Origin of the sequence: Tenacibaculum crassostreae, assembly GCF_964512405.1 — a bacterium.
GTDB lineage: Bacteria > Bacteroidota > Bacteroidia > Flavobacteriales > Flavobacteriaceae > Polaribacter > Polaribacter crassostreae.
In genome coordinates, this window is the sequence record NZ_CAZELE010000006.1 from 32156 (window position 1) to 44295 (window position 12140).

Below are 12140 nucleotides of genomic sequence, written 5' to 3' on the forward strand. Positions count from 1 at the left end.
GAAATGAGAATTGTATTATACTACTTTTTTAAAGTTTATGTAAAAACCGGATTATTCTTTTATTCCAAGAAAACAAGAGTCTCTGGAACAGAAAATATCCCAAAAAATGACGCAGTTTTATTTACTTCTAATCACCCAAACGGACTAATTGACCCTTTATTTATAGCAACAAACATCAAAAGGAAAACACATTTTTTGGTGCGTGCTGCTGTATTTAACAATCCAATGATTGCTAAGTTTTTTGATTTGCTTGGAATGATGCCTGTATATAGAATTCGTGACGGAATTCAGCAGTTATCGAAAAACGAAGAGATTTTTAATAAATGCGAAGAGTTGTTAAAAAACAATAAAGCTTTATTAATTTTTCCTGAAGGAAGTCATTGTAAAGACCGAACTATAAGACCTCTTAGCAAAGGTTTTACTCGAATAATTTTTAGAACTTTAGACAATAATCCTGCTACTAAAATTCATATAGTTCCTATTGGAATTACTTATCAAAATGTATCAAATTACCCTTCTAAAGTAGCCATCAATTTTGGAAAACCTATTTTGGCAAATGATTTTTACGAAAAAAAAGAAGTAAATAATTCTGTAAAAATTTTAAAAGAGTTAGTCTCGAATCAATTAGAACAGCTTAGTGTTCATATAAAAAACGATGAGTCTTACCACAGTAAACTATCTGAACTAAACAATGCTCAAATTGATTTTACACAGGTAGAAAAAGTAAATTCCTTAATTGACAACAACAATTTCCTTAAAGAAAAAAAACGTAGTAACAACTACGCTTTCCCTATATATTGTCTTGTTGTTCTGAATAGTTTTATTCCTTTTATATTGTGGAAAATAATGAGCAAAAAAGTAAATGAAACTGAATTTATAGACACTTTTCGCTTCGGAGTAAACGCTGTTTTATTTCCGTTATTTTATTCTATTCAAAGCTGGATTGTTAGCTATGTTTTCGATAATACAACAGCTTTGTTGTATTTCGCTTTTTCTTTATTACTAGTGTTGTTATATACAAAAACAGCTGCTACTCCGCCATCAGAATAGCATTTTGAATATCTTGTTGAATTTTAGTACGCATATTACTTTTTACCAATCCACTGTTTTTCATCGTAGGATAAACCCTATTAGATAAAAACACGTAAACAACACCAGTAGCTGGATCTGCCCATGTGTATGTTCCTGTAAATCCACTATGCCCAAAACTAACATCTGACACACAACCACAAGTAGCCTTAACATCTGGATCTAATTGAGGTTTATCAAAACCTAAACCTCTACGTACTTTTTTATCTTCATAATAACGTTTATTAAACTTTTCTACAGTTTCGGGTTGTAAATATTGTTTACCTCCATAGCTACCTTCCTGTAAAAATAGTTGCATAATTTTAGCTACATCATTAGCATTTGCAAACAATCCTGCATGTCCACCTACACCACCTAACATTGCTGCACCCATATCATGCACATACCCTTGCAATAACTGATTTCTAAAATAGTCATCCTTTTCAGTAGGTACAATTTCATTTTTCTTAAATCTAGCCAATGGTAAATAGCTCATTCTATCTGCACCTAAAGGTTTGTAAAAATGTTCATCTGCTAATTTGTTTAGTGGTTTATTGTATTTTTTTTCGATGATTTCTTTAAAAATATAATAACCCAAATCACTGTACTTGTAACCCACTCTTTCTCTTTGCTCAGAATCAACAATATGCTTATAAATCGTATCCCTATACTCTTTAGCTAAGTATAAATTCTTAGCTACCTTAATATTGAATTTTGAAGAACGCTTTTTTCGATAATATTTTACTGAATTCTCTCCTGTTACCTCATCTTTGGTATTCAAATAAAAAGGAATCCACGAACGTAAACGTCCGTAATGAGATAAAACTTCTTTTAACAACAAAGTATCTTTGTTTGAGTTTTTATAACGCGGTAAAACATCTCCTAAACTAGAAAACAAACTAATTTTCCTTTCTTCTTCAGCTTTCATAATCATTGGTAATGAAGCTAAAATTTTAGTCAACGATGCTAAATCATATACATCAGAGTTTTTTACAGCTCTTTGTTTTAATGATGTATGATGTCCAAAACTTTTGTTGTAAACTACCATTCCATTCTTTGCTACTAAAATCTGTCCTCCAGGAGCCATTTTTTCACTCAGAATAGTATCAATTCGTTTATCTATAATTGATAATTTTTCTGATGACATTCCCGCTTCTTCAGGAATAGTATATTGTAACACATTTAATCCTTTCACTTCCAATCCGTCACCTAGATTGAAATCAGATTTTATAGATACTGGTAACTTTCCTTTTAAATCAAAAGCTCCAAAAAGCGCTTGCGCTGATAATTCTTGCGACAATTTACTGTTTTGATACGATAACACTACTCCTTCAATATTAGTAAAAGAAGAAACTTGCAACAAGCTGTACGGACTCGCAAAAACATCTAAAATAACCTTGTGGCTTCTTGCTATTTCTTGTAACCAAACTAAATCTTTATTAGAAAACTTGTAACTCTTCCATGGGTTACTGTTCGATTTATGTCCACCAATAATGACTAAATTATACTTCTGTAATCTTTGTAATAAAACACTTAAATGCTCTTCAGAAATCTTATCAACCTTTGTATAGTTTTTTAACATTTGATAAAAATCACTTCCCTCGTCATTTCCTAATGAAACATAAGCTATTTTTTTATCTTGTAAATTTTTGATTGGTAAAATATCCTCTTGATTTTTCAAAACAGTTATTGAGCTTTTAATTAATCTACGATGTAAAACCTCATCATACGGAGAATTTAAATCTTCAGAAATATGCTCAGTTGCTATAGATTTATATTCGTTTAAACCAACTAGGTATTTCGCTTTTAAAATCTTTTTTACTGAATGGTTTAACCGGTCTTCTGTCAATGTTCCGTCTTCTAATGCTTTTTTCATCAATTTTACTGAACCTGGAACATCTTGAGGAATCAATAACAAATCGTTTCCTGCTAAAATAGCAGCTAAATCTATTTCTGCGGAAGTAGAATAGTTTGCAGCACCTTTCATGTTTAACCCATCTGTAATAACTAATCCTTTAAAACCTAACTTTTCTTGTAATAGATTCGTAACTACATTTTTTGATAATGAGGATGGTAACTTAGTATTTGACTCTAAACTAGGAATACTTAAATGTGCTGTCATTACACTTCCTACTCCTGCATTAAATACTTTTTTGAAAGGGTATAACTCAATAGAATCTAAGCGATTTTCACTAAAATTAATCGTTGGTAAGGTATGATGAGAATCTGTTTCAGTATCTCCATGCCCAGGGAAATGCTTTGCATTGGCTAACACACCAACTCCTTGCATTCCTTTTGTAAAAGCAATAGCTTTTTGAGCAACGTTTTCTTTGCTCTCTCCAAAAGAACGATTTCCTATAATTGGGTTATCAGGATTTGTGTTTACATCAACAACTGGGGCAAAATTGACATTAATTCCTACTCGTTTGCAATGTTCTCCTATTCGCTTACCAACTTCTTCGAGTAATTTTTCGTCTTGAATAGCTCCTAAAGTCATATTCCAAGGAAAACGATACGTATTTTTCAATCGCATATCTAATCCCCATTCACCATCAAAACCTACTAATAAAGGTACTTTTGCTATCTCTTGATACTTATTATTTAATTCTACCTGTTTATCTGGTGTACCTTGCATAAAAATGATATTTCCTACATGATATTTTGTTATCAGGTTAGAAATAAATTCTTCATGAGCTTTATCTTTATTTGAATACGCTTGTACCATAAACAGCTGTCCTATCTTTTCATCTACAGACATATTTTTTATGATACTATCCACCCAAACAGCTTGAGCCGTGGAATCCTTAGATAATAAAGGATCTATTTGTTGCGCTTGTAGTATTTGTATAAAAATAAATGCTATTAAAGTAAGTGCCTTTCTCTTCATATACCTTTCTTCTTTTAAAACTTTTGGGGAATTAAATAAATTGTTTAACAAAACTGAATCAATAGTTATACCAAAAATCGAGAATGCCAACTCTTATTTGCCGGTACTTCCCACTTTGTTTCAAAATCTTCTTTGGTGTTTACCATGTTGTTAAAAACTACAGTTTCAGCAGTAATTTTTTGTGCTTTTGCAAATTTTTGAAAATCTGAAAGCTTTACAATATTGATGTTTTCCCCATCTTTAAAAGAAACGTTCATTTTATCCATCAAATCTAACTGCAATTCTTTTTCTAATTCCTGAACAAAACGAACCGAAGCATCGATAGAACAACCCGAGACATTGTTAAAGTTTTCATCAACCGCTAATACTAAAAATTGGTTGTATTTAATAGTAAACGATCCTTTTAAATCATCTCCATGACGTGTCCAATTATCAATAAAAAGGAGTGCTTTTGCACTGATATACTCTATTTCTTCTTGGGTAAATTCTCTATCTGACTGATATACCCAAACTCTTGAGTTTTGGGGTAAGTTTTTATATTCTGTAAACATTTTTATGCTTTATATTTCTTAGTTACTCAAAGTTACGGAAATTGCTGGTTGTATGGAATTTCCTTTATAAAAATCTTTTAAACAAAAAACTCTCATAACTTAATTTTTAACGAATGTAAAAATTGAAAATTATAAGAGTTCTTAAGTACTTGTTAATTTATTTAGAATGTTACCTTAAATTAAATTTTTGCTGTAAGGCTTGTAACTTTTCTTCATCTGTCATTGAATCAGTTTTAGACTTAGACATTCTTTCTTTAATTTCTCGTAACACTTTTTTTGTATACAACGGAAAATCGGCATTTTGTATCCAAGCATTGTATCCTGGATTTTCTTTTAACACCTCTTCTACTGTTCTTCCTTTGTACTTTCCAAAAGAAAAAATTTCTTGATCATCATCATTATAAAGAACAAAACCTGCAAAATCAGCTCTCTTACCATGGGTAGAAAACTCACTTAACGCTTCAACTGTGTTTTCTAAATCGTCATATTTATCAACCTGTGCTAATAGAATTTCATAAGTTGCATTGGTATCTGCTTCTGCTGAATGTGCTCCTTCTAAGTCTTTTCCGCAGTAAAATTTATACCCTGCACTTAACGTTCTTTGTTCTTTTTTATGAAAAATAGTTTGAACATCAACAGCTTTACGATTGTTCATGTCAAAATCGATTCCTGCTCTTAGTAATTCTTCTGCCAATAAAGGAATATCAAATCGATTGGAATTGAATCCTGCTAAATCTGCATCGGCAATCATTTCATTAATTTGTGATGCCAATTCTTTAAACGTTGGTTCAGTCACAACTTTTTCATTGGTTATTCCATGAATGTCTGAAGCTTCTTTTGGAATTTCAACTTCAGGGTTTACCAACCACGTTTTACTTTCTTTATTTCCGTTAGGAAATACTTTTAATATTGATATTTCTACAACTCTGTCTTTTGCTATGTTTATTCCTGTGGTTTCTAAATCGAAAAATACAATTGGTTTTGTTAATTTAAGTGTCATTTTAGTAAGGGTTTGGCTTCAAAATACAGAAACCTTATTTATTTTTAGTTCTAAGTGGTTATTTATTCTTGATTTAGTTGATTTTTAAACTCGTCGATTTGGTCTAAAACTTTTTGAGATAATGTTGGTTCTTTAAAGTTATATTTTTCTAGCTCTTCTTGCAAAGTTTTGGCTACTATATAACGTGCTGTTGGTTTATCATCTGCTGGAACTACGTACCAAGGAGCATAATCAGTTGATGTTCTTTGCAGCATATCTTCGTAACATTCTTGATAATTATTCCACAATTTACGTTCTTTTAAATCTCCTGCAGAAAATTTCCAGTTTTTCTCTGGAATGTTTAAACGACGTAACAATCTGTTTTTTTGCTCTTCTTTTGAAACATTTAAAAAGAATTTAAGAATAATTGTTCCGTTTGCTGAAATATGTTTTTCAAACTGGTTGATGCGTTCCATTCTATCGTGATAAAAAGCGTCATCTAAATCCTCTAAACTTTTAACTGTTGGAATATTTTCAGCAAAAACATACTCTGGATGCACTCTTGTTACTAACACATTTTCGTAATGTGTTCGATTAAAAACACCTATTTTACCTTTGGCTGGTAGAGCAATATAATGGCGCCACAAAAAATCGTGCTTCAGTTCTAACTCAGTAGGTACCTTAAAACTATGAACTACTACTCCACGAGCATTTACATCTTTAAAAACTTCACGAATTAAACTATCTTTTCCAGCTGTATCCATTCCTTGCAAACACAATAAAACACTGTATTTACCTTCAGCGTACATCGTGTCTTGTAATTCACTAATTTTTTTTCTAGCTTTTTTTAATTTCTTCTTAGCGTCTTCTTCTACTTCTTTGGTTACAAAGTCTTTTAAGGTATTTTCTTTAGAAAACTTATATGTAGTTACATCCATTAATTTGCCTATTTAGGCATAAATGTACAAAAATATAGCCTTTTACTATTGTTTTTTCCTTGAGTGTTATCAATTTTAAAAATTGACTTTGTTACTATTCTTTGAATTGTTTTTAGAGTTTTACATCATATCTAAACATAAAGTAAAATGAAAAATACTGTTATTATACAAGCTAGCTCTAAAAGCAACGGAAATACCAATACAATTATCAATTATTTTAACGAAAATAATTCTTTTGATGTAATTGATTTAAAAACTAAAAATATTGGTGTTTTTGAGTATGATTTCAGCAATGCTGATGATGATTTTCTTCCTTTAATAGAAGATGTTATTAAAAATTACGACACTATTATTTTTGCAACTCCTGTGTATTGGTACACTATGAGTGCTACTTTGAAAATATTTTTTGATAGACTTTCTGATTTATTACACTACAAAAAAGAGTTAGGTAGAATGCTGCGTGGAAAAAACATGGCAATGATTAGTAATTCTGGGGAAAACGATTTAAAAAATGGTTTTGAAATGCCTTTCATTGAAAGTGCCAACTATTTAGGCATGAATTACCTTGGTAGTCTTCATACTTGGTTTACTGAAGACGGAAAAGACATTCACCCAGAAGCAAAACTAAAAATTGAAGCTTTTAAAAAGAAGCTTAATCAATCCAATTCTTAAAATCTTTTACACGTTCTCTGCTTACAATAATTTCTTGTTCGTTAAATGAGTTTAATTTTAGTTGTAAGCGAGAGTTTGTGTAAGAAACTATATCGTTAATTGCGTTTACGTGCACTATAAATGTTCGGTTAACTCTAAAAAATTGCTCTGGATCTAATTCTTCTTGCCAATTTTCTAACGAATTATCTAACAAATAATTTCTATTTGAATGCGTATGAATATAAGTCGCTTTATTTTCCGAATAAAAGCACTCTATTTCATCAATTGGAATGATTTTTAAATGCTGACCAACTTTTATCGTCAAACGTTTTTTATATTTTCTATCAATAGGGTTGATTAATAGCTTTCGAATGTCTTCAATATTAACTTGTAAATTCGATTGTTTCGGCTGATTTTCTTTAAACTTATCTACTGCAACTTTTAATTCATCTTCATCAATAGGTTTTAACAAATAATCAATAGAATTTAGCTTAAATGCTTTTAATGCATACTCGTCGTAAGCTGTGGTAAAAATAATTGCAGACTTAACTGTAACTTCTTCAAAAATTTCAAATGACAATCCATCTGATAATTGAATGTCTAAGAAAATTAAATCAGGATGTGGATTGTTTTGAAACCAGTTGATTGATTCTTCTACCGAATGCAGCATTTGTTGCACTTCTATATCTAATTCAGCTAACATTCTGCTTAAACGTCTTGCTGCAGGTTTTTCGTCTTCAATAATTATAACATTCATAGTTTGGTTTTCAGCAATTATTTGTTCATGTATTCTTTTATTTTTCGTTCTTCCCAGGCTTTAGAAAACAACTTTGATCTTCCAAAAACGTTAATTCCATGAAAAAACAACGCTATTCCCCACCAAAAAAACAAATTATAATTATCAATATCTAAAAAAGCATCAGTAAAAGATTCATCTCTGTAGGCAATATCTTTGTAAATTCTCCTTCCAATAACAAATAAATTAACAAGGATATATACGATTAGATGTTTATAAAACTGTTTAATTTCTTGAACTCTTTTCTGAGCTCGATATAACTTTTCTTCTTTATTTTCTACTATTTCCATGTTGTTATTTTTTTGTTTCGTCTATATACTGTTGAATTTTACGTTGTTCCCAATCTTTACTAAAAAAGATATTCGTTCCAAAAGTTCCTAACCAATGAAAAAACAATCCTATTCCCCAAAACAACCAAGTTGCATACACTCCGAAATTAGATATTGCTTTCGAAAAGCTAAGTTTATCATCACTCATCAACCCTAAAACAATAACAGTTGAAATAAAAATATTCACACCTATATAAGCTACTAAATGCCAATAAAACCCTTTTATTTTTTCTACTTTCTTTTTTGCAAGAATGTATTTATGTTCTTCTGTATAATCTTCTTTCATTTTACTTTTTCTCGTTTAAATATTCTTGAATTTTACGTTGCTCCCATTCTTTCCCGAAACCAAACTTCTCTTGCCCGAAAACTAACATCCAATGGATAAAAGTTACGATTACAATACCTATTACTGCAAACCAAAACCAATGAAACCATGGCGAAAACATTAAATTTATCGAAACAATAATTAGAATTGAAATTACATTAATTATTAAATGAGCATAAAATCCTTTAACTTGTTTTACTCTTTTCTTTGCTTCTAAATATTTCTTTTCTTGAGTATAATTTTCCATTTTTTACTTTTTCTCGTTTAAATATTCTTGAATTTTACGTTGCTCCCAATCTTTCCCGAAACCTAGTTTATGAAAACCGAATACGCCAAACCAGTGAAAAAACACACCTAAAGACATTCCTATAATTGGAAACCAAAACCAATGATAGTGTGGAACAAATTTTAAATTGATAAACACTAAAACTGGTATTATTAAAATGGTAACAATCAAATGAACATAAAATCCTTTTATTTTTTCTACTCTCTTTTTTGCTTGAATATATTTTTGTTCTTGTGTAAAATCTTTTTCCATTTTAGTAGTTTTTTTTGTCTTCGTCCATTAATTCTTTAATCTTGCGTTCTTCCCAGTTTTTTCCAAGAAAAATATTGTAATTGTTTATTTCTAAGAAATGGAAAATCAACCCTATTCCCCAACCAATCATTGGAAACCAAAACCATTGAAACCTTGAATATGTTTTTAAATTGATAAAAATTAAAAATGGAATTACAATACAGTACGATACTAAATTCTGATAAAACTCTTTTAGTTTTTCAACTCGTTCTACTGCTTTTACATAGTTGCTATTTTCTAAATTATTTGCGCTCATAGTCATATCTTTTGCGTGAGTTAACAAGGGTAAACTCACCGTAAATGTTTTTTTATTATTGAGTATTTCTACATTTTTATCAGTAATTAAACCGTAACGATCGGCAATATTTCTTAATCCTACTTTGGTGCTTTTACCAATAGCTTCTTTAGGATTGATGTTATTTTGGACTTGTAAAAATCCGTTTTCTTCAAAAATTTGTATTTCTAAAGGTTTTGTTGAAGAAACTACATTGTGCTTCACTGCATTTTCTAGTAATAATTGTAACGAAAGTGGTACTATCTTTAAATCAGGATTACTAATTTCATTCGGAATTGAAAACTTAACAGCATCTTCAAAACGCATCTGTAATAATTCCATATAAGTTTTTGCAAATTGTAATTCTTCTTGAATTGGTACCAACTCTTTATTTCGTTGTTCTAACACATACCTATATACTTTAGATAATTTTGTAGTAAACTTTTCAGCTTGAACAGGATTTTCACCAATTAAAGACGTCAATACATTTAAACTATTGAATAAAAAATGAGGATCTATCTGACTTTTTAAGGTTTCAAACTTCGCTGTTTCTGTTTTTGCGACAATTTCATGCTGCGCAGTTTCTTTTTTTACAGATGCTTTCCAGTTTATCATAAACCCTTTGGCGTGAAAAAAAGTAGCGATCCCTAAGGAAAGTATAATAGCAAACAAGTGTGCAAAAAGTAAGTTTCGTTGAAAAAACACACTCATATCATTTCCTAAAATTAGAATGTACTGTATGTAATGAATTAACAGAACTGCAACTATTGTATATACTACTGTTGAAACTACTCCTGCCCAAACTCGTTGATTGGTTTGTGTAACCCAATCCCACTTTGAACTTAAATAATCGTTTAACAACCCATTACCTAATCCTAATGTAAAAGAATACATTGCCGAAAACAAAAACACTAATCCTGCTCTTTCTAATGTAAAAGCCTTATTTACAATTACAAAAAAGATTCCGAAAATGATGGTTAACTTAAAACAAACCCAAACATCATTTTTAAAGTTCTTGATAGAATTAGATAGTGGTGACTTCATTTTTATTCTTAAAATTTGATTTCTAAAGATACATCTTTATCGGTTACTTGAAACTTAGAATCTTCGTACATCGGTGGTCCCATTCGCATTATATTATTAGATGCTCCATAATCTTCTAAAGGCATTCCGCTAGGTTCAAAATCCATTTTATCATTATCATTTTTATCGTGAAAACAAATTACTGAATATTCTCCTGCAGGAACATTTTCAAAAACTACCGTACTCTTCCTATCTACTACCTTTGAACTTTTTGCTTGAATAGGCTTCTTCATATAATTTACTTTATCATACAAAGCATAACTTACTTTTCCTTCATTAGAAGTTACATTTACCACCGTTGCAGTAATAGAAAATTCTTGAGCTTTTATTGTTTTAACTACAAACAATAAAACCAAAACTAAAATGTGTGATACTAATTTCATGATGTTTATTTTATGGTTAATTACAGTTCAAATATCTTTCAGGTTTGTCATTTTTAAAATTTAAGAGTACTCAACTGTATTTTTTTACTGACGAACTGTAACATTTTATATTTTTGACCTACTTATTATACATCAACATTTAAAAACAAGGGTAACCAAGCTTAGTGGAAAAGGAATTAGAAAATAAATTTTTAACCGAATTTGAAACCAATCAAAATATTGTACATAAGGTGTGTAGAATTTACACAACCAATCAAGATGCACATAACGATTTGTTTCAAGAAATCACAATTCAGTTATGGAAAAACTACAGCAAATTTAGAGGAGATGCCAAATTTAGTACTTGGATGTATCGTGTAGCATTAAACACAGCGATTTCATTATATAGAAAATCAACCCGAACAATACAAACCCAAGATATTACTGAGTATTCTTTTAAAATTAAAGCTGAAGATTATGACGACACTGAAGAGTTACAGTTAAAGGCATTGTATAATGCGATTCGTAAATTAAATGATATTGATAAAGCTCTTATTTTTTTATACTTAGAAGACAAACCGTACAAAGACATTTCTGAAACTTTAGGTATTAGTGAAGTAAATGCAAGAGTAAAAATGAATAGAGCAAAGGATAAGTTAAAAAAAATATTAAACCCATAATTATTAAATGGATTTAGATAAATATAAAAAGGCATGGGAAAATCAACCAGAAGAAACCAATAAAGTTTCTAAAGTTGATATTTATAAAATGGCGCATTCGCGCTCTTCATCTATTGTAAAATGGATTTTTATAATTGGTTTATTGGAATTTGTTTTCCTAAATTCTTTCTATTTTATTTTTGATATGGATAAAGCATATGAAGAATATAGTAAATTGGGATTATACAATTTTATTATTTATTCTCAATTTGTCACATATCCAATATTATTATTTTTCTTAGTAAAGTTTTATTTAAATTATAAAAGTATTTCTGTAGTTGAATCTACCAAAACATTAATGAGTAAAATAATTAATACTAGAAAAACTGTTAAGTATTATGTTATTTTTAACCTAGCATATGTATTTATAATATTTTTAGTTGTTTCAATTGCAACAATTAAAACACATCCTGAGTTTGATTCTGCCCATATTATTATTTTTATTATTACTACAACAGTAATAGCTTTAATTGCTTTAGTAATGTTATGGTTATTCTATCAATTATTATACGGAATACTACTAAGAAAATTAAACAAAAACTATAAAGAACTTGCCAAACTAGACGAGTTAAACTAAAAAAGAGAGGTTTATAAACCTCTC

15 protein-coding genes are annotated in these 12140 nt (G+C 29.7%); 4 read left to right on the plus strand and 11 right to left on the minus strand.

The window, feature by feature from the left end; translation table 11 throughout:
* Nucleotides 1–3: 3 nt before the first annotated feature.
* Entirely contained in the window at nucleotides 4–1050 is a 1047-nt protein-coding gene (locus tag ACKTST_RS08135; protein WP_408047263.1) for a lysophospholipid acyltransferase family protein, read from the plus strand.
* Here ACKTST_RS08135 and ACKTST_RS08140 read toward each other — a convergent pair.
* The 4 genes from ACKTST_RS08140 to ACKTST_RS08155 all read right to left on the minus strand — a co-directional run bounded on the left by ACKTST_RS08140 (nucleotide 1031) and on the right by ACKTST_RS08155 (nucleotide 6423).
* Nucleotides 1031–3955, minus strand: coding sequence for a glycoside hydrolase family 3 N-terminal domain-containing protein (locus ACKTST_RS08140; RefSeq protein WP_408047264.1), 2925 nt, complete (start codon nucleotides 3953–3955; stop codon nucleotides 1031–1033). The genes ACKTST_RS08135 and ACKTST_RS08140 overlap by 20 nt on opposite strands.
* 65 nt (nucleotides 3956–4020) lie before the next feature.
* Nucleotides 4021–4506, minus strand: a complete 486-nt coding sequence (locus tag ACKTST_RS08145) for an ABC transporter ATPase (protein ID WP_408047265.1) — start codon at nucleotides 4504–4506, stop codon at nucleotides 4021–4023.
* A 169-nt stretch (nucleotides 4507–4675) separates the two neighbouring features.
* On the minus strand, nucleotides 4676–5506 hold the full coding sequence (locus ACKTST_RS08150) for an exonuclease domain-containing protein (protein ID WP_408047266.1): 831 nt from the start codon (nucleotides 5504–5506) through the stop codon (nucleotides 4676–4678).
* Between the two features lie 62 nt (nucleotides 5507–5568).
* Nucleotides 5569–6423 carry a PPK2 family polyphosphate kinase gene (locus tag ACKTST_RS08155; protein ID WP_408047267.1) on the minus strand — a complete coding sequence of 285 codons (855 nt, stop codon included), beginning with the start codon at nucleotides 6421–6423 and terminating at the stop codon, nucleotides 5569–5571.
* A 147-nt stretch (nucleotides 6424–6570) separates the two neighbouring features.
* On the opposite strand from ACKTST_RS08155, the gene ACKTST_RS08160 reads away from it, so the two are divergent.
* Nucleotides 6571–7095 (plus strand): flavodoxin family protein, encoded by a 525-nt coding sequence (locus ACKTST_RS08160; protein ID WP_408047268.1) that lies wholly within the window; start codon nucleotides 6571–6573, stop codon nucleotides 7093–7095.
* On the opposite strand, the gene ACKTST_RS08165 is transcribed toward ACKTST_RS08160, so the two are convergent.
* From ACKTST_RS08165 to ACKTST_RS08195, 7 genes are read right to left on the minus strand one after another with little or no spacing between them, the layout of a single operon-like run.
* Nucleotides 7076–7831 (minus strand): LytR/AlgR family response regulator transcription factor, encoded by a 756-nt coding sequence (locus ACKTST_RS08165; protein WP_408047269.1) that lies wholly within the window; start codon nucleotides 7829–7831, stop codon nucleotides 7076–7078. The genes ACKTST_RS08160 and ACKTST_RS08165 overlap by 20 nt on opposite strands.
* A gap of 17 nt (nucleotides 7832–7848) precedes the next feature.
* The gene (locus ACKTST_RS08170; RefSeq protein WP_408047270.1) at nucleotides 7849–8160 is read right to left on the minus strand and encodes a 2TM domain-containing protein; all 312 of its coding nucleotides are present in this window, start codon (nucleotides 8158–8160) and stop codon (nucleotides 7849–7851) included.
* A gap of 4 nt (nucleotides 8161–8164) precedes the next feature.
* A complete protein-coding gene (locus ACKTST_RS08175; RefSeq protein WP_408047271.1) occupies nucleotides 8165–8485 on the minus strand; it encodes a 2TM domain-containing protein in 321 nt (106 codons plus the stop codon).
* Nucleotide 8486: 1 nt separating this feature from the next.
* Nucleotides 8487–8771 (minus strand): 2TM domain-containing protein, encoded by a 285-nt coding sequence (locus tag ACKTST_RS08180; RefSeq protein ID WP_408047272.1) that lies wholly within the window; start codon nucleotides 8769–8771, stop codon nucleotides 8487–8489.
* A gap of 3 nt (nucleotides 8772–8774) precedes the next feature.
* The gene (locus ACKTST_RS08185; RefSeq protein ID WP_408047273.1) at nucleotides 8775–9062 is read right to left on the minus strand and encodes a 2TM domain-containing protein; all 288 of its coding nucleotides are present in this window, start codon (nucleotides 9060–9062) and stop codon (nucleotides 8775–8777) included.
* A gap of 1 nt (nucleotide 9063) precedes the next feature.
* On the minus strand, nucleotides 9064–10419 hold the full coding sequence (locus tag ACKTST_RS08190; protein ID WP_408047274.1) for a 2TM domain-containing protein: 1356 nt from the start codon (nucleotides 10417–10419) through the stop codon (nucleotides 9064–9066).
* An 8-nt stretch (nucleotides 10420–10427) separates the two neighbouring features.
* Nucleotides 10428–10841 carry a DUF2141 domain-containing protein gene (locus tag ACKTST_RS08195; protein ID WP_408047275.1) on the minus strand — a complete coding sequence of 138 codons (414 nt, stop codon included), beginning with the start codon at nucleotides 10839–10841 and terminating at the stop codon, nucleotides 10428–10430.
* A gap of 164 nt (nucleotides 10842–11005) precedes the next feature.
* On the opposite strand from ACKTST_RS08195, the gene ACKTST_RS08200 reads away from it, so the two are divergent.
* Both ACKTST_RS08200 and ACKTST_RS08205 read left to right on the plus strand, forming a co-directional pair.
* Nucleotides 11006–11500, plus strand: a complete 495-nt coding sequence (locus tag ACKTST_RS08200; RefSeq protein ID WP_408047276.1) for an RNA polymerase sigma factor — start codon at nucleotides 11006–11008, stop codon at nucleotides 11498–11500.
* Between the two features lie 7 nt (nucleotides 11501–11507).
* Nucleotides 11508–12116 carry a hypothetical protein gene (locus ACKTST_RS08205; protein ID WP_408047277.1) on the plus strand — a complete coding sequence of 203 codons (609 nt, stop codon included), beginning with the start codon at nucleotides 11508–11510 and terminating at the stop codon, nucleotides 12114–12116.
* Nucleotides 12117–12140 lie beyond the last annotated feature (24 nt).

What these genes read in the sequence shown, in the direction of transcription:
- ACKTST_RS08170 (WP_408047270.1), bottom strand. Translation starts at nt 8,160, where the DNA reads ATGGAAATAGTAGAAAATAAAGAAGAAAAGTTATATCGAGCTCAGAAA.
- ACKTST_RS08165 (WP_408047269.1), bottom strand. Translation starts at nt 7,831, where the DNA reads ATGAATGTTATAATTATTGAAGACGAAAAACCTGCAGCAAGACGTTTA.
- ACKTST_RS08175 (WP_408047271.1), bottom strand. Translation starts at nt 8,485, where the DNA reads ATGAAAGAAGATTATACAGAAGAACATAAATACATTCTTGCAAAAAAG.
- ACKTST_RS08150 (WP_408047266.1), bottom strand. Translation starts at nt 5,506, where the DNA reads ATGACACTTAAATTAACAAAACCAATTGTATTTTTCGATTTAGAAACC.
- ACKTST_RS08205 (WP_408047277.1), top strand. Translation starts at nt 11,508, where the DNA reads ATGGATTTAGATAAATATAAAAAGGCATGGGAAAATCAACCAGAAGAA.
- ACKTST_RS08180 (WP_408047272.1), bottom strand. Translation starts at nt 8,771, where the DNA reads ATGGAAAATTATACTCAAGAAAAGAAATATTTAGAAGCAAAGAAAAGA.
- ACKTST_RS08135 (WP_408047263.1), top strand. Translation starts at nt 4, where the DNA reads ATGAGAATTGTATTATACTACTTTTTTAAAGTTTATGTAAAAACCGGA.
- ACKTST_RS08185 (WP_408047273.1), bottom strand. Translation starts at nt 9,062, where the DNA reads ATGGAAAAAGATTTTACACAAGAACAAAAATATATTCAAGCAAAAAAG.
- ACKTST_RS08195 (WP_408047275.1), bottom strand. Translation starts at nt 10,841, where the DNA reads ATGAAATTAGTATCACACATTTTAGTTTTGGTTTTATTGTTTGTAGTT.
- ACKTST_RS08140 (WP_408047264.1), bottom strand. Translation starts at nt 3,955, where the DNA reads ATGAAGAGAAAGGCACTTACTTTAATAGCATTTATTTTTATACAAATA.
- ACKTST_RS08190 (WP_408047274.1), bottom strand. Translation starts at nt 10,419, where the DNA reads ATGAAGTCACCACTATCTAATTCTATCAAGAACTTTAAAAATGATGTT.
- ACKTST_RS08160 (WP_408047268.1), top strand. Translation starts at nt 6,571, where the DNA reads ATGAAAAATACTGTTATTATACAAGCTAGCTCTAAAAGCAACGGAAAT.
- ACKTST_RS08155 (WP_408047267.1), bottom strand. Translation starts at nt 6,423, where the DNA reads ATGGATGTAACTACATATAAGTTTTCTAAAGAAAATACCTTAAAAGAC.
- ACKTST_RS08145 (WP_408047265.1), bottom strand. Translation starts at nt 4,506, where the DNA reads ATGTTTACAGAATATAAAAACTTACCCCAAAACTCAAGAGTTTGGGTA.